Source organism: Bradyrhizobium sp. 153, from assembly GCF_023073835.1.
Classification (GTDB): domain Bacteria; phylum Pseudomonadota; class Alphaproteobacteria; order Rhizobiales; family Xanthobacteraceae; genus Bradyrhizobium.
In genome coordinates, this window is record NZ_JADPKH010000124.1 from 31,917 (window position 1) to 54,426 (window position 22,510).

Consider the following 22,510-nt stretch of genomic DNA (forward strand, 5'->3'; position numbering starts at 1 on the left):
ACCAATTACTGCTTGACGCTGTACACGGGGCTCCAGCTCGCAGGCGCCAGCACCGTGGACATGTCCATCTTGCCCATCGTGGCCTTGTCGATCACGCCCGCAATCGGCTGCACCAGGCGGATAAAGGGCTTCTTTTCGAGGATGCGAACCGTCTCGTCAATTGCCACGCGCCCCTCGATGACCGGGTACTGGGTCGTGAACGCAACAATGTCTCCACGCTTGAGCGCATCGAGCATCGCCTGATTTTCGTAGGTCGAGATGACCTTGACGTCGCTGCGGCCAGCCTCAGCCAAGGCTCCGATCGCAGCCTCTGCTGTTGGAGCGGTACCCCAGATGTAGTTCATGGACGGGTAGGCTTGCAGCGCGTCCTGAACCAATTGAAGCTGCACCGCGACGCCGGTGTCGCCGAACTTTGAGGAAAGTGTCTTCACGTTCGGGTTCTTCGCGACGACAGTCTCAAAATCCTTGTTCATGGTTTCGGCCCAGCCTGAGCCCGCGGGGCCGGGGAACGTCACGACATTTGCGGTCTCGCCACTCTTGACGTTGGCGAGCAGCGCATTGGCAGAGGCGCTCGCCATCGATTTAAGATCAACAAATACGCCGGCGGCTAGATCAGGCGAGATGAAGCTGTTCGTCACGGCGATGACAGGAATGCCCTTCGCCTTCGCAGCCAAGACCTGTTTGGCCACACCGACCGTCGAGATCGCACCGATCACGATCGCGTCCGCTCCGCTCGCAATGCAGTCGTCAAATTGCGACAGTTGCTTGGGCAGATTGTCATATCCGCCAGCCTCATACAGGTTCATGTTCACGCCGAGCGCTTTTGACTGCTCGGTGATGCCGTAGGCGACAGCGACCCAGAAGCTGTCCTTCATGTGCGGAAACAGCACGCAAATCTTGTGAGCCTTTTCGGCTTTCTCAAGCGGCGAGTAGTCAATGACCTTCAGCGTGTCCGCCGAGGCGTCGTTCATCTTGAAGGGATACCACTTTGTGTCCCCCGCAGACGCTGGCGCGACGTTGATCGCGAACGGGAGGGCAACGGCAAGCAACAGTCCGCAGAACTTTTTCATCAATGACCCCATCTCTGAAAATGAAATGACAGGTGAAGAGCCCGCCTAGCAAATTCATGTATCAAATATGATGCATCAGAAGTACAGATGCGACAAGCGATCGGACTGCTGAAAGTTTGAGCAAGACTGGATATTGTGCAGTGCGGAACTGAATCCTCGCGTAAATACACGATTTTTGTTGCATCAAATATCAATCGGCAGTACCTCGCAGCCATCCTAGGCAAGAGGTGAGAAACTCGTGGCAACCGGTCCAGCAGGTTCGAACAGGGCGGCGCAATTTGAACGAGCAGGGCAAGGCTCCAAGGATAGCTTTGCTCGGGCACGATTGGTTTTTCCCGATGGAACCTCGCGGGTCACCATCGAGCGAGACCCGGAGCCGGTCTACATCGAGCGCGGATCCGGGAGCTATGTGTTCGACATCGATGGCAGGCGATTTCTGGATCTCAACTGCAACTTCACGACACTCATCCATGGTCATGCATTCGCGCCTGTTGTCGAGGCGCTAACCGATCAGCTGCAGCGAGGGAGCTGTTTTGCAAATCCGACCCGCGGCGAAATTGAGCTTGCGGAGTTGCTCTGCGACCGGATTCCGCGGGTTGACCGCGTCCGTTTTGTCAATACAGGCACCGAGGCGGTCCTGTTTGCGGTCAAGGCCGCGCGGGCCTTCACCGGCCGTACAAAAATCGCAAAGCTCGAGGGGGCCTATCACGGGGCATATGATTGGGTTGAGGTAAGTCAGGCGGCAACGCCGGACAATTGGGGTGATCCCGCTGCTCCAAAGTCTGCGCCCTTTTATCGCGGCATGCCTCAAAGTGTGCTCGATGAGGTCGTTGTGCTTCGCTTCAACGATGTCGAGGGTGCGCGCCGGCTGTTGTCATCGCACGCGCGCGATCTTGCAGCCGTTGTCCTGGATCCGATGCCGAGCCGCGGCGGTCTGACCGCTCCCACTCCGGAATTCATTGCTGCGGTCCAGCAGACTGCGCGTGAAAATGAGATTCTGGTGATTTCTGATGAGGTTTTAAATCTCAGGCAGGGTTTTGAAGGAGCCGCCGCGCGCTATGGGCTTGTTCCGGACCTCGTCACCATGGGCAAAATCATTGGTGGCGGTCTGCCGATCGGAGCGATTGGCGGGCGTGAGGACGTGATGAAGGTGTTCGACGCCTCAGCGGGCCGGCCGCTGCTGCCACAGGGGGGCACGTTCTCCGCCAATCCGTTGTCGATGATCGCGGGCCTTGCCTCGATGCGGCACCTGGACCAAGCGGCCTTTGCGCATCTTGAAGCACTCGGCAATCTAGTGCGGGACGGAATTGGCCGAGCTATCCAAAAGAGAGGCGTCTCACTCTGTGTGACGGGGGCCGCCTCTCTGCTTCGTATTCATCCCATGGCGCGAGCGCCAATTGACTATCGGGACGCGCATCCGACGCCGGGAGGTGCGGCGGTCATGAAGGACCTTACGCGCTTCTTCGCCGCCAACGGCATCATTTTGCCATATGGCGCTGCAGCTGCGCTCTCGACGCCTATGACGCGTACCGATGCTGAAATCATTATCGAGGTGTTCGAGGGCTTCCTCGACAATCATCAAGACCAGTTGGAAGCTATTGAGGTGCAGAAGTGACCGACGAAACAGTTGCGCAGCGTATTGCTCTGGCCTTGAAGCGACATGGCGTGACGCTGATTTTCGGGCAAAGCCTGCCTTCAGCGGTCATTCTCGCTTGCGAAGCTATCGGTATTCGCCAGTTAGCTTATCGACAGGAGAACATGGGCGGCGCGATGGCCGACGGCTTTGCGCGCGTTTCTGGGCAGATCGCCGTCGTTGCTGCTCAGAACGGGCCTGCGGCCACTTTGCTCGTTCCGCCTCTGGCCGAGGCTTACAAGGCGAGCGTTCCCATCGTCGCTCTGGTCCAGGAGGTCGAGCGCAACCAGCTCGACCGGAATGCATTTCAGGAGCTCGATCACTTCGCGCTGTTCTCGTCTTGCGCCAAATCAGTACGGCGGGTCATCACGGCCGACCGCATTGATGACTATGTCGATGCAGCCTTTGTTGCCGCCGGCAGCGGCCGACCAGGACCGGCTGTGCTGTTGCTACCGGCCGACCTTTTGCGCGAAAAGGTCTCCACATTAACTCGCGAGCGCCGGTCGAGCTTTGGGGGATGGCCCATCGATCGGACGCGTCCGAGCGAGGCAGGGATTCGCGAGGCGGCGGAATCGATCGCAGCGGCGAAGGCTCCGGTCGTCCTGGCTGGCGGCGGCGTGGCTTCTCCCGCCGCGGCCGCTGCTATGGCCAAGCTGCAGAACATCGCGCATCTGCCGGTCTTTACCACAAACATGGGTAAGGGCGCAGTCGACGAAACGCATCCGCTCTCCGCAGGGGTCCTTGGCGCACTGGTTGGTCCTCGCTCCCTTGGCAGGCATACCTTGCCGATTCTGCAAGAGGCCGACCTCATCCTTCTTGTCGGGACGCGCACCAACCAGAACGGAACTGACAGCTGGCGACAAGTTCCTGCAAATGCACGCGTCATCCACATCGATGTCGACCCGCAGGAGATCGGGCGAAATTATGAGGCGACGCGCCTTGTTGGCGATGCCGCAGCAACATTGGAGGCTCTTGCAGCTGCCATCGAACAGATTGACCTCTCAGCTCGCCGTGATGCTCGGCCTGTGCTCGAGAAGCGTATCGCTGCGGCCTGGAAGAGCTTTGAAGAGGAACGCTCGGTATTTTCAGGCAGCAACGGAAGCCCGATCCGGCCGGAGTGCGTGATGCGCGAGCTCCAGGCGCGTCTGACGCCGGACATGATCGTCGTCGCCGACGCAAGCTACTCGTCGATGTGGGTGGTCGGTCAGCTTCGCAGCCGGACCGCAGGCCAGCGCTTCATCACGCCACGCGGGCTGGCGGGACTCGGTTGGGGACTGCCGCTCGCGATAGGCGCCAAGCTCGCAAGGCCGGCCAGCCCCGTTGTTGCCCTGGTCGGTGACGGCGGTTTTGCGCACAGCTGGGCCGAACTTGAAACCGTCGTCCGCAGTAATGTGCACGTCATCGTCATCGTGCTCAATAACGGCATTCTCGGCTTTCAAAAAGATGCGGAGACGGTGAAATTCGGCAGCTACACGACCGCCTGCCACTTCTCTCCTGTTGATCATGCTGCGATCGCGCGCGCGTGCGGCTGTGGGGGCACGGTGGTTTCAGTACCAGGCGATCTGGGCAAGGCGCTCGATGTTGCGCTGGCAGAGAACAGGCCGTGGTTGATCGAGGTCACAACCGATCCATCGGCTCATCCTCCCATTTCGCTCTTCGATGGTACGCTTGATCGGGGCCTTTCGACCGTTTGAGACGAACATATGGGGCGGCGCAAGATAGGCGTCTGCCCTTTTGAAAGTGAGCTGGGTATCGGAGGCCCGTCCAGGTGCGGGCACTTCGACCATGCTTGATTTGTAATCGCTTCTGACCGCGCCTCGCCAATGAGCCTAGCCAGTGCGAGCTGCCTTAACAACTGAGACTGCAATGGACGTTCATCAACACTATATCGCCGGACGCTGGGTTGCATCAGCCAAGACCCTCGATGTCATCAATCCCTCGGACGGCACCAAAATCGCCGAGATCGCGCGTGGCGGCGCATCGGAAATTGACGCTGCGGTTGCGGCAGCTCAGGCTGCTCGCAAGGGACCTTTGGGAAAGCTGGACGCGGTCTCGCGCGGCCGGCTTCTACTTAAGCTGGCGGAGCTCATTCGCCGCGATGCGGAAAAATTAGCAAAGCTTGAAAGCGAAGACGTCGGAAAGCCAATGACGGTTGCTCTTGGCGACGTCGCTGTCTGCGCCAGGTACTTCGAATATTACGGCGCGGCCGCGGACAAGGTGCATGGCGAGACCATCCCGTTCCAGAACGGCTTCACGGTGATGACATTCTACGAGCCGCACGGTGTGACGGCTCATATCGTGCCCTGGAACTACCCGCTGCAAATGACGGGCCGATCGGTCGCTCCCTCGCTTGCCATGGGGAACGCGATTGTCCTGAAACCTGCCGAGGACACATCCCTGTCGGCACTGGCGCTGGCAAAGCTTGCGGAGGAGGCGGGCTTTCCGCCGGGGGTGTTCAACGTGGTCACGGGCCTTGGTGAAGAGGCTGGTGCGGCGCTCTCGGTTCATCCAGGCATCGGGCATGTCAGCTTCACGGGATCCCGTGAAGTCGGTCGCCTGATCCAGACCGCCGCTGCCAGGAACACCATTCCGGTCACACTCGAGCTGGGCGGAAAATCACCGCAAGTCGTCTTCGCAGATGCGCCTCTCGAGGATGCCGGCGCTACGATCGTCAAGGGGATCGTGCACAATTCTGGTCAGACCTGCAGCGCGGGCTCGCGCGTCTTGATCCAGGACGACATCTACGAGGAATTTACAAACCAGCTCGCCAAGCGGTTCAAGGCGCTTCGTGTCGGCTCGGCAAGTCAGGACCTCGATCTCGGTCCCGTTGTCAACGCTGCGCAGCAGACCCGCATCGAGGGTTATCTCGAGACCGCGCGGCGCAATGGATTGCAGATTTTGGCGGAAGGCTCCTTCGGCACGAACCTGCCTTCCGGTGGCTATTACGTCAAACCGACCCTGATCGGTAACGTCCCAGCGGAGCATGCATTGGCCCAGGAGGAGATCTTCGGTCCCGTGCTGGTCGCCTTACGTTTCCGTGACGAGGAGGAGGCGCTGCGCATCGCCAACGGTACACCGTATGGGCTTGTTGCCGGCGTGTGGACGTCCGACCTCGGCAGATCGCTGCGCTTGTCCCGCAATATCGAGGCTGGCCAAGTGTTCGTGAACAATTACGGCGCCGGTGGCGGCGTCGAATTGCCGTTTGGTGGTGTGAAGGGATCAGGTTTCGGCCGGGAGAAGGGATTCGAGGCGCTGTATGGCTTTGGCGTTCTGAAGACTGTGACCATCCGTCATGGTCTCTGATAGCCGCAAGCCATATCGGGCGCGCGTCAACCGGTCACGTGTTCGATTCGTTCGTCGCAACAGTCTTCCTCCCTCGACGAACGCGACTGGCCGCCCCTTCAAGGGGCGGCCACTTTTCCTCTTTCAAGCTGCGCCGTTTTGGGCAGACTTCCAGATCCAGTTCGATGAGATGACTGACGATGAGTAGATCAATCTATAGCGGTCCTGTTTTCGAGATGGCGAGGCAGCAGTTCGATCAGGTTGCCAATCATCTGGAGATTCCGGAAATGGAGAGGGATCGGCTGCTTTATCCCAAGCGCGCAATCGCAGTGTCCTGCCCGATTCACCGGGACGATGGCCGAACGGAAGTCTTCCAGGGTTACCGGGTCCAGCATCACCTGACACTGGGGCCTACGAAGGGCGGTACAAGGTTCGCTCCGTCCGTCGATGTCGGCGAGGTGGCTGCACTGGCTGTGTGGATGAGCTGGAAATGCGCTCTGGCGGGACTTCCCTACGGCGGAGCAAAGGGAGGCATCACCGTTGATCCCTACACGTTGTCGCCGCGCGAACTCGAAGCGCTGTCCCGCCGCTACATGCAGGAGATGATACCCTTCGTCGGGCCTCACACTGATGTCATGGCGCCTGACATGGGCACGAATGAGCAGGTCATGGCCTGGTTCATGGATACGTATTCGATGTACCAGGGCCAGACAATCAACGAGATCGTCACCGGAAAGCCGGTGTCAGCCGGAGGCACGCTTGGCCGCCGCGAAGCGACCGGCCGCGGGGTTGCCTATCTCGTCGGCCGCGCGCTCGACCACCTTGGGATCAAGGCGGCTAGTGCGACTGCCATTATCCAGGGATTCGGTAACGTTGGATCAGTGACAGCCTACTCGCTTGCGGAGAGAGGCGTGAAAATCATTGGCGTCAGCGATCACACCGCCGCCTACTATGATTCAGCGGGGCTCGACGTCTCCGCGCTACAGAAACACGTTGCCCAGCAAGGTCAGCTTGCGGGTTTTTCCACAGAGAGCACCATTGATCCCTCGGAGCTGTTGCTGCGAAAGTGCGATGTGCTCGTACCAGCTGCGATGGAGCAGGTGATTACAGGTCAAAATGCCTCCGAGCTCAAGTGTCGCATTCTCGCCGAGGGCGCCAACGGCCCAACGACACCTGAAGCCGACGCCATTCTGGATCAGCGCTGCGACGGAATCTTCGTGCTGCCTGATATTCTCTGTAACGCAGGCGGGGTCATCGTCAGCTATTTCGAATGGGTGCAGGATCTGCAGCGGCTGTTCTGGGAGGAAGCCGAAGTGTTCGATCGCCTTTACCGCATTCTCGAGCGCTCCTTCCAGCAAGTGATCGCCCGAGCTAAGCGCGATGGCATTTCTCATCGCATGGCGGCTATGGCCATTGGCGTCAGCGTTGTGCAGTCGGCCAAAAGTACCAGAGGCCTTTTTCCGTAATGACTGTTGTTCCGACCCATAGCACCGAAACGGAGAGACCCATGCTTGTTGCCCCCTGGCGGATCGGAATCGACATCGGAGGCACCTTTAGCGATGTGGTGGCCATCGACACCAACGGTCACATCGAGGTTCTCAAGTCGCCCTCGAAGCCGGACGATCCGACCGCCGGCGTTATGGCGGCACTAGAGGGGCTCGCGCGGCGCCTTGGCCTTGCCACCAAGGATCTGCTTAACGGCTGCTCGATGCTGGTGCATGGTTCGACGATTGCGACGAACACCGTGCTCGAAGGCAAGGGCGCAAAGGTCGGGCTTCTCACCACCAAGGGCTTTCGTGACACGCTTGAAATCCGGCGGGGCATCCGCGAGGAGCCTTGGAATCATCGCCCGCCGTTCCCCAAGGTGCTTGTGCCACGCCGCTGGCGTCTGCCGGTCGGTGGACGTCTCGACAGGGATGGACGCGAGCTTGCAGCACTGGATGAGCGTGATGTGAAGACCGCATCAGCGGCATTCAAGGCTGCGGGCCTTGATTGTGTCGCTGTATCCTTTCTCCACAGCTACGCCAATGGCGCGCAGGAGCGCCGGGCCATGGAAATCCTTGGAGCGGATTGGGATCTGGATGCGATTTTCTGCTCCCACGAAATCTCGCCCTACGCCGGTGAGTATGGTCGAACCTCCTCAACGGTGCTCGCAGCCTACGTCTCAAGGCGCGTCGTTCCCTACCTGCGGTCTCTGGAAGGCATTCTGCGGCAAAACGGACTATTTGGTCCGCTGCTTCTCATTCAAAGCAACGGTGGTATCTCATCCGTGGACGAGATCGCGCGCAATCCCGCCTGCCTCCTTCTGTCGGGACCGGCGGCACAAGTTGGTGCGCTAAGACATGTCGCGGCGACAGCGGGCACCGAGAATCTAATCTCTCTGGAGATGGGTGGGACGAGCTGCGATCTCGCCTTAATGGAAGGCGGGCGCGTCCATTCGACCGACCGGATCGATATTGCGGGGTATCTCGCCCTAGTGCCCAGTGTCGACATTCATTCCGTCAGCGCCGGCGGCGGCAGTATTGCTCGGCTCGATGCCGGCGGAATGGTGACCCTCGGTCCGGACGGCGCCGGGTCCATGCCCGGCCCCGTCTGCTATCGTCGTGGTGGGCAGAACCCGACGAACACCGATGCCCAGCTCGTCCTCGGCCGCCTCGCTCCAGGGCCCTTCGCCGGCACGCTCGACCTTGATGATCAGGCGGCCCGAGACGCGCTGCAGCGCGTCTATGGCGATACTGTCGGGCTTGCACCCGAAGCAGCCGCTCTCGGTGTCGTTGAACTGATGGATCAGAATTTGCGGCATGCTGTCGAGCATGTGAGTGCGGAGCGCGGTTTCGACCTTCGCAACTTTACGCTTGTTGCTGTCGGCGGCGCTGGTGCCTTGCACGCAAGCTCGGTTGGCCGAAGCCTCGGCTGCTCGACGGTTTACATACCGCGGCTTGCCGGCGTCTTCTGCGCGTTCGGTATGCTCAATTCGGACGTGCGCCTCGACGAGGTCCGGACGATCCGCCGGCCCTTCAATCAGGCGGCTCTCGAGGATCTGCAGCACGTCGCGCACGAGCTCGAAATCGCGCTACGCGCACGTCTTATGGCTTATGGCGAGACCGGAAGCCATCCAGTGTTCAGCCGCCACATTGATCTGAATTATTTGGATCAGCAATCTCAGCTCTCGATCGAGTGGACGGACAACAATATCGAGAGCATCATCAAGGCCTACGAGGAGCGCTATATCCTCCTCTATGGGCATGCTCACAAGCATTCGCCGATCATGACTTGCGCGCTGCGCGTCAGTGGAGCTCGCCAGTTTCCGGGCGTTTCAATCCAGAAAATGTCAGTTGCCGAGTACGTGCCGCCCTCCTCTAGCAAGCGTCGTATCGTTGTGAGCCGGGAGGTTGGAGCCGCTGACGTAGATATTTACGAAGGCTCAGAACTGCGGCCAGGTGCGCGCCTTATCGGGCCTGCGGTCATCAATGATTTGACCACCACCGTATTCATCGGAAAGGGTGACAAGCTCGAAGTGGACGCGACGAACAACTTCGTCGTTCGCTTGGCTGTTCCGGCTCAAGGAGGCAAGGCATGAAGGCAATTGATCCAATCAGCTTGGCGCTTGGCCAGAAGCAGCTCGATCATATTTGTCGGACGATGGGCTGGGTGATGGCCCGGACCGCGCGAAGCCCCATTTTCAGCCAATCGCACGACTTCTCCTGCTTCATCGGGAGCAAGTCCGGCCAGGTCGTCTCCCAAGCCGACGGCATTCCAATTCATACCGGAGGGGGTGGGATTGCGCTGACGCGCCTGTTGGAAACATTCGAAGGTCGCATTCATCCCGGCGACTGTTTCCTGGCGAATGATCCGTATGTGGCGGGCGGCAATCATCTGCCCGATTTTACGGTCATGCGGCCGGTCTTCCTGAACGAGGCGCTCATTGGATTTACTTGCAACCGCGCGCATCAGTCTGACATCGGAGGCGGAGCAGCAGGCACGTACAACCCGAAGGCCGAGGAGATTTTTCACGAAGGCTTGCGCATACCCGTCATAAAGCTGGTCTCGAAAGGCGAGGTTCAGGACGATCTTTGGCGCTTGATCCTCCTGAACTCCAGAACGCCCGACCTGCTCGATGGCGATCTCCGTGCCATGCTCGGATCGACCGAGATCGGCGCCAAGCGCGTGCATGACATGGCAAGCCCAATGGGAGGCGAGGGGCTGAACCAGCTGTTTACATTGCTGCTCGATTGGGCCGAGGAAAGCTTTCTCGCTGCAATTCGTAAGCTAAAGCCAGGAACATATGTCGGCGAAGACTTTTTTGATCACGATTGCTTCGAGCCCATCGAGGCACGCATCAAGGCTGCAATAACGATTGGGGCGGACGGAGTTCTGGTCGACTTTGCGGGCACGAGCCCGCAGATGCGCGGCTTCAAGAACAGTTCACTGGCGAACACGCGTTCAGCCGTACTCTTTGGACTGGTCTCGTTTCTTGGGGCACACATCCCGCGCAACGATGGTGTCTTCCGCCGCGTTCGCGTCGAGGCGCCCGAGGGATCGCTCGTCAACGCGAAGCCGCCAGCCCCGGTTACCTCAGCGACTACCTATCCCGCGCATCAGATCATCCACGCGATCTGGCAGGCATTGAGCCCAACTGCTCCCGAGTTGAGCTGCGCAGGTTGGAGCCGGATTTCGCATTGTAATACGTCTGGGACCGACGAAAGCGGACGATACTACGTCGCATATCAGTGGCTGGCGCAGCCCGGCGCCGGCGCGGTCAAGGGCCGAGACGGCTTCAATGTCATGGGACAGATCACGACGCTCGGCGGTCTCGCATTGCCAGATGTTGAAGACTTCGAGACAAGCTACCCGTTCATTGTAGAGTGTCAGGAGTTTGTCACTGACGGTGGCGGCGCGGGCCGCTACCGGGGCGGCACCGGTGCTGTCGCAACCGTCAAAGTTCGGCACTCCGCAGAGTATTCATTCCGCGGCGAAGGCAACGGCAATCCGACGTCCTTTGGCGTTTTAGGGGGACATGCGGCCGGCGTCGGGAGCTGTTCAATCAAGTTCGAGGATGGTTCCTCTTACGCGCCACCTCGCTTCGGGGTCGAAAGGCTGCGTCCCTTGACACTCACGATCAAAGCCGCCGGCGGTGGCGGCTTCGGATCACCGTATCAGCGCCCCCCGGAAGAGGTCTTGAACGATGTCCTCGACGGGATAGTCAGCCGTGAAAACGCGGAGGCAGACTACGGCGTCGTTCTGACGGGCAAAGATCTCTATGTCGATGAACAGGCGACGCGGGTACGCCGTCAACAGCTCAAAAAAGTCGAAAGCTCAACATAACCGAATCGCGATGTCGCAGGGGCGGGCTGGCAATGCGCTTAGCATGGGCCCCCCGTTGATTGCCTGCCAACGGCCATCCAACATTGAGCTGACATTTGGAGATCCAAGTGCAAGTCTTGAAGGACATCAGCAAGTCAGCCTTGCTCACACGTCCCGATCTGCATGAAGCGACGGAAGGCGAGTTCAAAGGCTGGCGCACCTGGACGTTCGATAGTTTCTTGAATCAGAGCGGGCCTTTTTGGCACCGGGTCGACGTGGATCGAAGGGTACATTGCGCATTTCGCGTGCAGAAGAAGCATCTCAATGGTCACGGCAATGTTCATGGCGGCTGCTTCATGGCCTTCGTGGATTATTGTGTATTTGCGATCGCAGGTCTCGTGCTGGAAGGGCCTGGGGTCACAGTCGCCCTCAGTAGCGAGTTCCTCGAAGCGGCGCGGGAAGGTGAGTTGATTGAGGCCGCGGGCGAGGTTACCCGGGCCGGCGGCTCGCTCATTTTTGTCAGAGGCGAACTGAAATCTGGCGAACGGCTGGTCCTCACGTTTTCCGGAACCATCAAACGATCGAAGCAAAAGCTCAGCACGTAACGCTGTTTGAGCTGCGATCCGGCAATGTCCTTGCTCGGCCCGCCGTCGCTTGCGGCGGTTGGATGCTATTCCGATTGGACGCGGGGATCTGTGCGAACCGTCACGTGTTTCTGCCATTCCTGTTCACCCGAACGACCGCTCGATCGTGCGGCGCACGCGCACCTTGCCTGGACCCTCATGGTACTGTTTTATGATGCGGTCTTCCATCGTTCGCTCGGTTAGAGTGGAGCAGTTGCGTTGGCGTAGATAATCGTCCCAAGTGCGAAAGTGGTAGCGCTCGATCCACATGTTCGGATCTGCCATGTTTCGCGCAAGCGACCAACCGTAAGCGCCGTTGCGCCTCCGGATGAGCCGGAGGTCTTGCATACTCCTCCGAAACTCTGGCGAGTTTTTCTGCTGAATCCGATATTCGATCTCGATCGCCACAGTTCCGTGGCGCCCGCTTATGGGTACCCGCACTTCTGGATTCTCGAGAAGGCTTCCTTCTTCCTCACGCGCCTTCACAGGCGGCATCCGCAGCCGTAGGCCGAGCAGTGGTGACGCAATCATCAATGCGGTCGCGACGAGGAGGGCTGTTTCAACACCCGCGACCTGGGCCACATGTCCCCAAACCCGGCTGCCGAGCACCAGCCCTCCTGCTGAGGCCGCCTGATAGGCTGCCAGAGACCGCGCTGCGACCCAGCGGGGAGCGGAAAGCTATACGCCAACATTCAACAGCGTCCAACACAGGGTCCACCCAGCACCGGCCACGACCAATCCCAGAGCGGCGATGACAGAATTTCGGCTGACTGCCACAAAAGCAATGCCAGCGCCCATACCAACAGCGCAGCATCGCAGGGCTGCTTCACCGCTCAAGTGCTTGCGCACCATTCCGATATTTGCTGCTCCGATGACAGCTCCGCACCAAAGGCTCCAAGCATGAGACCGTATGTTGGTGCGCCGCCGAGCAGCACATCGCGGGCCGCCAGCCGCAAGAGAGCCAGGATGACTGCGCTAGTCAAGCCATGATAATCGTTTGGATCAGCACGACCATGATCGAGGGTGAGTTCGCGATATACTGGACGCCTAAAAGAATCGCGCGATTGAGCTTTTCCGGCGGTAGTCGCGAACGCTCAGCGGCGCGCTTCCACAGATAGAGCGCGCCGATGAGCGGCACATAGGACGCGGCATTCAATACGAAGGCGAGAAAGTCCCTTCGGTAGCTACAATGATGCCGCCGATTGCCGGTCCTACGCTTCGTGCAATATTGAAGCTGATTCCGTTGAGCGCGATGGCGGCAGGCAGAGCTTGCGCGGGTACCTGCTCGCTGACGGCCGCCTGCCACGCGGGTCCCCACATCGCTGCCCCAGTTCCTGCGGCGAAGCAAAGCGCGAGCAGCAGATTTGGTGTGAGCAGCCCCATCCATGCGAGCGTCGCCAAGGTTGTCGTGGCCGCCAAGGCGATGATTAGTGAACACAGTACCACGATGCGTCGATCATGCAGATCCGCAATCGCGCCCGCTGGAATTCCGAGAGCATCCAAGAGCAGTTTGGACCAGTACCACTTTGTCAGCCGAGGACGACATCTCGGTCATGGCCCAGGCCACTCCAACTCCTTACACCAGACTGCCCAGATTTGAGATCAGGCTCGCAACCCAGATGTGGCGGAATGTGCGGTGGCGCAGGGGGGGGCGGAATGCGATCGGCGTTGGCAGTAGCGACGGGATCTGCAAGGTCGAGTGCGCGAGGCTCTGTACCCTGCGTCTTCGGCTGGTCTGCCGGGTCACCGGGAGCCGCGGCGAGGTGGTTCAACGAACGAAGTGAATTATCCGGACACACGAACGTTCTGGCCTGTGAGATCCGACTGAGCCTGAGACCGCTCGGAGCCGGATCGTTGTAAGTAGAATGCCCCAGCGGTTCGTTCAAAGGCCTCCTGTGTCATGCGGGCCTGCGCAGCAATCCGGCGCCAAGGAGGCCCTAGTTGCTGCAATTCTGCTGCGCATGCGCGTAGAATACATGATGATTGTTCGGCCATGAGAAACGAGGATTCCAAGGAGTTATTTCGGAGGTGAACGTGTGTTCGGCGAAATCGCAGGTGATCTCCGACTTGGTATTGGTGTTCCTAGTGGGTCCTCACAAAGTTACTTAAGTCGCGAGAGGGGGCGGCATAATTATGACAGCGGTTCTGATCACTGGGGCAAACCGGGGAATTGGCCTTGCGCTGGCGCGGCAATACGCTGCCGACGCGGCCGAGGTCATTGTCTGCTGCCGCGATCCAGCAAGAGCCGGCGCTCTAAAGGAGCTTGCGGCGTCGTCCGGCGGTCGCGTGCGGATCTTGCCGCTCGACGTGGCCGACGAGAACTCGATCACATCCCTCAAGAATGCGCTCGGCGATCAATCGATCGACATCCTCATCAACAATGCTGGGATTGTTGGCCCTGAGCACCAGTCGGCGGACCTTATCGACGCCGAGGGCTGGATGGCTACGTTGCGGGTCAACGCCCTCGCGCCGATGCTCATCGCACTTGCGCTACGTGAAAACCTGAAGCGTGGAAGCGAGAAGAAGTTGGTGGCGATCAGTAGCGGTTTGGGTTCCACCGGCAGGGAGCCTCGCTCGGCTCTCAACCCGATCAGATATGCATACTGCGCGTCGAAGGCGGCTCTCAACAATGGCATGCACGCGCTTTCGCGCGACTGGGCGGCGGATGGCGTGTTGGTGGCGATTCTAGCCCCAGGCTATGTGCGGACCGACATGGGCGGTTCAGGTGCTGTCGCCCATCCAACATCCATATCGCCGGAAGAGAGCGCAAGCGCTCTCATCCAGCGAATCGCCAAGCTTACACCAGCGACCAGCGGCACCTTCCAAGATCATCGAGGCGATACGATAGCTTGGTGATTCAGTAGTGAAGGGAAGAATAAACGAAAGAACGTAGCAGGACGCATTCTGTCCGAAGACCAAAGCGGGCCGAAATGCTCGAGAGTGAGGAAATGATGAAGTTGCTCGAAGGAAAACTAGCTCTTGTAACCGGCGGCTCGCAAGGGATCGGCAAGGCGGTCTGCGAAGCATTCGTTACCCATGGTGCGAAGGTAATAGTTGCGGATGTGAGGATTGCTGAAGCCGAAGTGCTTGCGGCTTCGCTGAGGGAGGCGGGCGGCGGTGCTTTTGCATTTCACCTCGACGTTAGTGATCTAGGCGCCTGCGAGGCGCTGGCGTCGCACGTCAAGAAGGAGATCGGACCCGTTTCAATACTCGTCAATAATGCCGGCGTCGGTTTCGGCGCCGCACTCGATGCGGATGACGCTCGCAACGCCTGGGATAGCACGCTGGGCGTGAACCTCACTGGCCCCTTCAACGTGACCCGCTCCTTTCTCTCTGCCCTCGAAGAGACGAAGGGTTGCGTCGTCAATCTATGCTCGATCGCATCCTTCAGTGCGGTGACAGCGGGATATGGCTACAACGTATCGAAGGCCGGGCTACGATCCCTGACGCAAACCATGGCGCGCCAGCTCGCAGTCAAAGGCATTCGCGCAAATGCTGTCGCGCCTGGTTGTATTCAGACCGCGATGACTGCTAGGCGATTAGGCGATCCTGCCTTACGAGCCGAGACCCTGTCGCGCGTTCCGATGGGGCGGCCTGCAATTTCTAACGACTTGGGCGCTCCGATGGGCAGGCCCGCCACTCCTGACGAAGTAGCGGATCCTATCGTGTTCCTTTGTTCCGATATGGCCCGGTACATTACCGGTGCGACGCTGCCAGTCGACGGTGGGTTTTTGGCTGTCTGACAATCAAACGTTGATTAGCTATCAGACAAGGCGGGGCTGATAGCGGAGGGCCATACTCCAGCAGCCAACAACCTTGCATGACGCTCGGGGCAGGTGCGAGGGCTTCAAGTGCCACCGTTCCTAGAAGCCCACTGGAGGGGTCCGATCGTGTCCCTGAGCGTGGTGTAACTGGCGGTGGGACACCGCGTTCGCCAGCAAGAGCCGGACTGGTCAGCTGGCGATAGCCGGGAGGCTGACGGTTGGATCATCGCTCAACGGCGCGATGGTTTCCAGCGTCATGTAACGGGCGCGCTGGACGGCCCATTCATCGTTCTGTTCGAGCAGGATCGCGCCGATGAGGCGGACGATGGCGTCCTCATTGGGGAAGATGCCGACGACCTCTGTCCGGCGCTTGATCTCGCCGTTGAGGCGCTCGATCGGGTTGGTCGAGTGCAGCTTGGTGCGGTGCTGCGGCGGGAACGTCATGTAAGCCAGCACATCGGTCTCGGCCTCGTCGAGGAAGCCGGCGAGCTTGGGTAGCTTGGGGCGGAGCTGATCGGCGACCTTCCGCCATTGCGCTCGTGCGGCCTCGGCATCGTCCTGGGCAAACGCAGTGGCGATGAAGGCGGAGACGACACGCCGTCCGCTTTTGCCGGCATGGGCCAGCGCGTTGCGCATGAAGTGCACGCGGCAACGCTGCCAACTGGCGTTGAGCACCTTGGCGACGGTCGCCTTGATGCCCTCGTGGGCGTCGGAGACGACCAGCTTGACGCCGCGCAGGCCGCGGCGGGCGAGCTTGCGCAGGAACGCCGTCCAGAATGTCTCGGCCTCCGAGGGACCAATGTCCATGCCGAGAACTTCGCGCCGGCCATCGCTGTTGACGCCGACCGCGACGATCACCGCGACCGACACGATGCGTCCCTGCTGGCGCACCTTCACGTAGGTGGCGTCGATCCACAGATACGGCCAAACGCCCTCGATCGGGCGAGCGAGGAACGCCTTCACCTTGTCATCGTTCTCCGCGCACAGCCGCGAGACCTGGCTCTTGGAGATGCCGCTCATGCCCATCGCCTGCACCAGATCGTCGACGGAGCGGGTCGAGACGCCCTGCACATAAGCTTCCTGCACCACGGCGGTGAGCGCCTTCTCGGCCATCCGGCGCGGCTCCAGAAAGCCGGGGAATTTGCGCAGCTTGGGAATGCGCAGCTCGACCGTGCCGGCGCGGGTCTCCCAGCTCCGGTCGCGGTAGCCGTTGCGCTGCGCCAGACGCTCCGGGTTCTTCTCCCCGTAGGCGGCCCCGGTCTGGCCCTCCACTTCCAGCTCCATCAGGCGCTGGGCAGCAAAGCCGATCATCTCGCGCAGCAGATCCGCATCAGGGGTCTTCTCCACGAGCGTGCGGAGGTTCATCATCTCATCGGTCATCGGTGGTTCCTCGAATCAGGTTGGTGTCAGCAACCCGACCCTACCGGCGAACTGCTGGTGACCACCGCAAAGCCGTCCGCCCGCTACGGCGCTACTGGAGGGCGCGCGTGCGGACGGCTTTGCTCTACCGAGCTACACCATCACTGGGGACACGACCAGGGGTCCTCGCGATTTGACCTGGCGCTACTTCACCGAAAACATCACCAAGGATTTTCTTTCCAACACCGGCTTGTTCGTTCATGGGTCGACGGTTCCGACGGGCACCCCGCCTCGAATAGAAGAGAACAAAGGTCGGTTTATTGATCACAGATGAAATTCGTGGCTTATTGATGCGCCGGTCTATCCCACAAGACGTCTTGGATCACTACCGGCCTTTCCGCAAATCCTCGTTCCCCGATATCGTCGGCTGCCAGTCAGGGAACGGATAGAGGCCGATGGCACGGTGCGGATTGCATTCGTGGCCGCCGCGCGAGTCTTTTGGAGGAAGGGGTAAAAGCGGCTGTAATCTACTTTTCGTCTTGCCGTGGACATGAGCTGGCGGCTAGGACTGAACTTCAGAAGCAACTTCCTAACGTATGGGTGAGCACGTCATCAAACATCACCCCACATTCGAGGAGTGAAAAAACATGGACTACCTAGTCGACGCATACGCGCTCCGCGGGTTGTACCTCACTTGAAAAGCTTGGCCGAGCGGCTGGAGCATTGCGCTTGCGTGCGAGCTGCTGATGATCCAGTCGAACCGGCGGCGCAATTCGACATCGATCAGGCGCCGTCAGTCTGGCTGCGGTCAGCCGTTCGCCGACCACCGTGCGAATTCCTGCCATAAAATAGGGAAACGGTAATCTAGGCGGTGGGCTCGTGCAGTTGACCTGGACAAACGCGTCCGTCAATGAGTCTAGACGCGCAGTTTCTGTACCCCAACGACATGTGAGCTGTGAGCTTCTGGGCCGGAGCAGAGATGACAGCCTCTTCGGAGGGGCCATTCAGGATGAGGGCTTTCCCAAAGTCGGGGCTCAGCACTGGCTGGAATCGAGGATTTTGAGGCCAGGATTTAGGCGACGCACACGCAGGCCGGACGAGGGCTTGCCGCGCGGCTCAAGTACTTAGGTTAGCGCGGGATTGGACCTTACCAGCGGATAGCCCCGCCACGGTAGTCGCGGAACGAGCCGCTGGTGGCCGGCGTGAGCTCGGCGATTCTCTGGATGAGACCGCGCGCGCTCTCCTCGGGCGACACGGCGGCGACTTCGCCGCCTCCCATGTCCGTTCGTACCCAGCCGGGGTGGAGTATCCCCACTAGGATTCCGTCATGGGCCCAGTCGCGCGATAGCCCGCGCATTCCGTTGTTGAGTGCCGCCTTCGAGGCCCGGTAAGCATAGCTGCCGCCGCCGGCGCTGGTGGTGGAACCAAAATTGCTGCTAATCACCACCAGCTTCTTCTCAAAGCCGCGTCTCAAATTCTCGCGCAGCCCCTGGGCAATGAGCATTGGGGCGAGGGCATTAGTACGCAGCGTAGTCATCCAGCCCTCAGCTTCGATCCTGTTTACCGACAGGTTGGCAATTGCCGCATTGTTGATGAGGATGTCTAACGGCCGATCGCCGAGCGACCGAATCAGGGATGCGATCGATGCCTCGTCCGCTACGTCGAGCTGCCATATTCGCACCTGACCGGCGGAGGATGCCGCGAGATCCCTTAGCGCTTCGGCTCTTGCTGGATCGCGGCAGCAAGCAATCACCTCAGCCCCATCGCCGACGTATTGCCGCGTGAGTGCAAGGCCGACGCCCCTGTTCGCGCCGGTGACTAGAACTGCCGCCATATAAGGACTCCTTGTCAGGTGGACCGCGCGCTGCCAACTCCATGATAATTTCTGAATCTCAGAAAGGGGCCTTCGTGCTTAGGCATAGTATACGAAGAAGCTAGCCTGCATGCTTCTACGAAGCTTTGCATTGAGATACTCGCGACGATTCTGAAACACCGCGTGAGCCGTCCTCGCATTGCAATTCTCTTCGGAATCATAGCCCTTAAACAGAATGAGCTCATTCGGCTTCATCTCCGGAAAGTAGTACCAACACTCACGTGGATTATAGTTAAGAATGCAGCTCTTATATGGGGCACCAGCATCTGAGGTGTAGTCCAGCACGACAAAATCGGTATCGAGAACGGTGGCAGCATCGCAGATCGCCAAGGCGCAGGCCTGCGGAGGCGGAAAGAGAGCTCGCCAACTGTGAATGATCATCAATCGAGAGTATGACCCAATCGGAATACCCTGCGCTTGGTTCTCAAGCGCGGCTAGCATAGGACTGGCGATCGGTGCGCAATCAATACGAGCCGGTTCTCCAGGTTTCGTTACCGCGGGAATTGAGCTCCCGCTGGCAGAATGAACGATAGCGCCTTTTTTGCGGGGCACGACCCAGGATGCATTGAAGAACTGTTTGATGAACGAGGCCATTTCTTCCAAGTGCTTGTGACACGTGATCTCTGGATCATCCTCGCGACCGTCGTCTGCGCTGGGTATGTTGTGCTGAATTAGGGTGAAGCCCTCCCGGTCAAGCGACAGTTCGTCCAAAATCGCACGGGCGTTGCGAATCGTGACGTTGTAGGTGACCATGGCTAGATTGCACCTTGGCACAACAACTGCTGGAGCGTTCTCGTCCGATGTGCGTCTGGCAAAGTTAATTTGACCTTGCACGCACTCAAGCTGATCCCGTTTCACTTGCATCTCTGGGGGGCTCCGCGTCCCATAGTTGCTCTCTCTCTGTCGCGCTACGATCACGTTAACAAAACGAAATAATAAGTGCCCGCGCACGAGGGGCACAAACGCAACCTGTCGGCGGGGAAATTTTCCAATGATAAACAACCTGAAGGGCTCCAACGCCGACTACTAGCCACGCTAGTGGGCTGCATTTCAGGCGATGCCTCTGGTGCGTGGAATGTCCGATCGTATCATGTCCATGTTCGGTATTTTCAAGTCCACGGCTCCGTCCTGGCTCTCTGTAGAACCCGTCCCTTTTCCTTTTGGTGCACTCACAATGGCGCTTGCGGCGGAATTGAGTTTCAGGTTCTGCTTCCACAATACGACCATTCCTGCTGCGCTTTGTTCAGACAACATCGCATCTTCATTTTCTCTGAGGAGTTGAAGCGCAATGTCAAGAATGGGAACTTAAAAGGATAGAGCACAAACGACGCTGGTCTACCAACCATTCTTGGTAGGATACGCATAATGAATCCCACCCCTAAAATGTCAGCAGGCTGATCCGTATTCTGAAAGCTCCTGGAGCGTCTTTAGCTAAGGACGAGTAGACGGGAGCGACGCAACGGCCTCAGAACCGTCAGGGGCTGGTCCATCGAGGCGGTCAAAGAGACCTTCTTGTAGAAAATAGTTGGAAGCGACGTCTGAAGGATGCGGATGTGATACGAGGCTTCGCTGCGCGGCTAGGGAGGAGCTTGTCATTTTCGACTCTGTCATGATTGCAACTTGATAATGGGAGCTGCGCCACGCGAACAAGATGATTCTGAGATCAGACTCTGGCAAGCAAAAAGCGTGAACTGCAGCACTACGGTGACAAATACGAAAAGCGGGAACATAATCATGACCACAGTTCTGATCACGGGCGCAAACCAGGGCATTGGCCTTGCACTCGCGCAACAATACGCGGCAGAAGAGGCCGATGTCCTCGGCTGTTGCATTGAGCCCGCAACCGCCGCCTCGCTCAGCGAGCTCGCGTCTTTGTCGGGCAGTCGCGTGAAGATCATCAAGCTCGACGTGACCGACGAAACGTCCATTCAGTCCCTCAAGGATGAGCTTAGAGATCAGCCGATTGACATACTTATCAATAATGCGGGGATCATCGGTCCCGAGAACCAGTCGGCCAACTGTATCGACGCCGAGGGCTGGATGACCACGCTGCGCGTCAACGCCCTCGCTCCGATGCTCGTAGCTCTGGCGCTCCGCGACAACCTGAAGCGTGGATACGAGAAGAAGCTGGTGGCAATCAGCAGCGGCCTCGGCTCCACGAGCATCGACTCCTCCTCCACCCTGGCGCCCATCAGATACGCCTACTGCGCATCGAAAGCAGCGCTCAACAACGGCATGCACGCGCTCTCGCGCGATTGGGCGAACGAGGGTGTTCTGGTGGGAATACTAGCCCCCGGCTTTGTGCGGACCTCCATGGGCGGTGCAGCAGCAGCAGCCGATCCCACCTCAATCTCGCCCGAAGAGAGTGCCAGCGGCCTCATCCGTCGCATCGCCGAGCTGACGTCGGCGACCAGTGGCGTTTTTCAGAATTACCGCGGCGAAAAGATTCCATGGTGACCGGATCTGCTTCAGCCTGACCGGTTGACGGGTGCAGCCTTGCAGGCTATCTGGCTGTGTTCAACGAGACAGTAGCACCTGCCTGAGCGTTTCGCCTCGGCCGCGAATTCGTTGGTCCTCTATATCAATTTGCACGCATATTGGCATCGCTGGAGCAATTGTCGAACGGGCGCGCCGCCGGGAACATTGTCACCTCGGGATATAAGACAAAGGCTACGAACTTTGGTGAAGCTGAGCTTCCCGGTCATGATTTGAGGTATGTTCGCGCAGAGATTCTGTCCAAAGTCGCTAACGTCTGTTGGGATTGCCGGGAAATTCGTGGACAAATGCGAAGATGCGTGCGCTTAACCACAAAGGAGGGTTTTTCAGTCAGTGGTCAGCTGAATATTGCTTAAGCCCGCAAGGCTATCCCGTTCCGGTTCAGCTCGCGCAGCTGATGCTGGAATCGCGCCGCTGCGGAGTCTGATGAAGTCGTACTCAGTACCGAACCTCATCGAGACAAGGGCAAGCAATGCTATAACATCTAAACAGAGAGCGCGGGCGGTCGGTGGAAGAAGATGACCTGCTGGTCATGACGGGTACTGTCCCAATAGTAGTATGGCTGACCAAGTAAGAAGCGTCTGACGACGTGAAAAGCTGCGGGCCTATACAGACCCGGATTCTTGACTGAAGTGGCCAATCGTTGGGCGTTCGATTGATCTCGAGCCGGCGTTGTCCGAGACTTTCCGTAGACCAATCTGTTCCAAAAAAAAGGGCTCCTCGATTTAGCCGCACCACAAAAGTTCACATTGAATCAGCTGATCAGGTTCATCTCAGACAACGCAGATCCTTTGATAGTCGTTGTGACCTCAGATGAGATCGCCGATGTCATGGTGGATAGTCGTCCATGAACAAAGCTCTAGGCGATTGAGCGAGAGCCTGTTTGTCGGATTTGATGCGGTTTGAGATTTGCAGGGTTCGGAGGCTTAAGGCCATCAAACCCTGCAATTCCGCTTTGATGATTCCTTTCGCCGTGGATCGTGATTCGTGAGCGTCATGCAGGGACGACGCGCTGAGGGCTGATCTGGTCGGCTAGGAAGATCTCGCGGAATAGTTTGTCGCGAGGTCACAATGTCGAAGGATAGTCGTAAGGATAGCGATAAGGA

General features: G+C 59.0%; 16 protein-coding genes and 1 pseudogene. 10 read left to right on the forward strand and 7 right to left on the reverse strand.

What is annotated here, in order from left to right; all coding sequences use genetic code 11:
* Positions 1–5: 5 nt before the first annotated feature.
* Complete coding sequence (torT, locus tag IVA91_RS29505) at positions 6–1,070, reverse strand: TMAO reductase system periplasmic protein TorT (protein WP_247459817.1); 1,065 nt, start codon at positions 1,068–1,070, stop codon at positions 6–8.
* A 238-nt stretch (positions 1,071–1,308) separates the two neighbouring features.
* Here torT and IVA91_RS29510 point away from each other — a divergent pair, with 238 nt between their 5' ends.
* From IVA91_RS29510 to IVA91_RS29540, 7 genes are all read left to right on the forward strand, one after another.
* Positions 1,309–2,685, forward strand: coding sequence for an aspartate aminotransferase family protein (locus IVA91_RS29510; protein WP_247459819.1), 1,377 nt, complete (start codon positions 1,309–1,311; stop codon positions 2,683–2,685).
* Entirely contained in the window at positions 2,682–4,397 is a 1,716-nt protein-coding gene (locus tag IVA91_RS29515; protein ID WP_247459821.1) for an acetolactate synthase catalytic subunit, read from the forward strand. Before IVA91_RS29510 ends, IVA91_RS29515 begins: the two co-directional genes overlap by 4 nt.
* Before the next feature lie 172 nt (positions 4,398–4,569).
* A complete protein-coding gene (locus tag IVA91_RS29520) occupies positions 4,570–6,006 on the forward strand; it encodes an aldehyde dehydrogenase family protein (RefSeq protein WP_247459823.1) in 1,437 nt (478 codons plus the stop codon).
* 179 nt (positions 6,007–6,185) lie between these two features.
* A complete protein-coding gene (locus IVA91_RS29525) occupies positions 6,186–7,451 on the forward strand; it encodes a Glu/Leu/Phe/Val dehydrogenase (RefSeq protein ID WP_247459825.1) in 1,266 nt (421 codons plus the stop codon).
* Between the two features lie 41 nt (positions 7,452–7,492).
* Positions 7,493–9,565, forward strand: coding sequence for a hydantoinase/oxoprolinase family protein (locus IVA91_RS29530; RefSeq protein WP_247459827.1), 2,073 nt, complete (start codon positions 7,493–7,495; stop codon positions 9,563–9,565).
* Complete coding sequence (locus tag IVA91_RS29535; protein WP_247459829.1) at positions 9,562–11,310, forward strand: hydantoinase B/oxoprolinase family protein; 1,749 nt, start codon at positions 9,562–9,564, stop codon at positions 11,308–11,310. The genes IVA91_RS29530 and IVA91_RS29535 overlap by 4 nt, the downstream gene beginning before the upstream one ends.
* A 116-nt stretch (positions 11,311–11,426) precedes the next feature.
* On the forward strand, positions 11,427–11,894 hold the full coding sequence (locus tag IVA91_RS29540) for a PaaI family thioesterase (protein ID WP_247459843.1): 468 nt from the start codon (positions 11,427–11,429) through the stop codon (positions 11,892–11,894).
* A 123-nt stretch (positions 11,895–12,017) separates the two neighbouring features.
* Here the strand turns inward: IVA91_RS29540 and IVA91_RS36685 are convergent, their stop codons facing one another.
* Both IVA91_RS36685 and IVA91_RS36690 read right to left on the reverse strand, forming a co-directional pair.
* The gene (locus IVA91_RS36685) at positions 12,018–12,557 is read right to left on the reverse strand and encodes an MFS transporter (RefSeq protein ID WP_346015539.1); all 540 of its coding nucleotides are present in this window, start codon (positions 12,555–12,557) and stop codon (positions 12,018–12,020) included.
* A gap of 334 nt (positions 12,558–12,891) precedes the next feature.
* Positions 12,892–13,358 (reverse strand): annotated as a pseudogene (locus IVA91_RS36690) (MFS transporter).
* Between the two features lie 687 nt (positions 13,359–14,045).
* Here IVA91_RS36690 and IVA91_RS29550 point away from each other — a divergent pair.
* Positions 14,046–14,768 (forward strand): SDR family oxidoreductase, encoded by a 723-nt coding sequence (locus IVA91_RS29550; protein ID WP_247459831.1) that lies wholly within the window; start codon positions 14,046–14,048, stop codon positions 14,766–14,768.
* 92 nt (positions 14,769–14,860) lie between these two features.
* Positions 14,861–15,655 (forward strand): SDR family oxidoreductase, encoded by a 795-nt coding sequence (locus IVA91_RS29555; protein ID WP_247459832.1) that lies wholly within the window; start codon positions 14,861–14,863, stop codon positions 15,653–15,655.
* Between the two features lie 210 nt (positions 15,656–15,865).
* Here the strand turns inward: IVA91_RS29555 and IVA91_RS29560 are convergent, their stop codons facing one another.
* From IVA91_RS29560 to IVA91_RS29575, 4 genes are all read right to left on the reverse strand, one after another.
* A complete protein-coding gene (locus tag IVA91_RS29560; RefSeq protein ID WP_247459833.1) occupies positions 15,866–17,056 on the reverse strand; it encodes an IS256 family transposase in 1,191 nt (396 codons plus the stop codon).
* A 1,126-nt stretch (positions 17,057–18,182) separates the two neighbouring features.
* A complete protein-coding gene (locus IVA91_RS29565; protein WP_247459834.1) occupies positions 18,183–18,869 on the reverse strand; it encodes an SDR family oxidoreductase in 687 nt (228 codons plus the stop codon).
* Positions 18,870–18,947: 78 nt separating this feature from the next.
* Entirely contained in the window at positions 18,948–19,772 is an 825-nt protein-coding gene (locus IVA91_RS29570; RefSeq protein ID WP_275996842.1) for a CmcJ/NvfI family oxidoreductase, read from the reverse strand.
* A gap of 186 nt (positions 19,773–19,958) precedes the next feature.
* Entirely contained in the window at positions 19,959–20,162 is a 204-nt protein-coding gene (locus IVA91_RS29575) for a hypothetical protein (RefSeq protein WP_247459837.1), read from the reverse strand.
* 480 nt (positions 20,163–20,642) lie between these two features.
* Between IVA91_RS29575 and IVA91_RS29580 the strand changes: the two genes are divergently transcribed.
* On the forward strand, positions 20,643–21,365 hold the full coding sequence (locus IVA91_RS29580) for an SDR family oxidoreductase (protein ID WP_247459839.1): 723 nt from the start codon (positions 20,643–20,645) through the stop codon (positions 21,363–21,365).
* Positions 21,366–22,510: the final 1,145 nt, after the last annotated feature.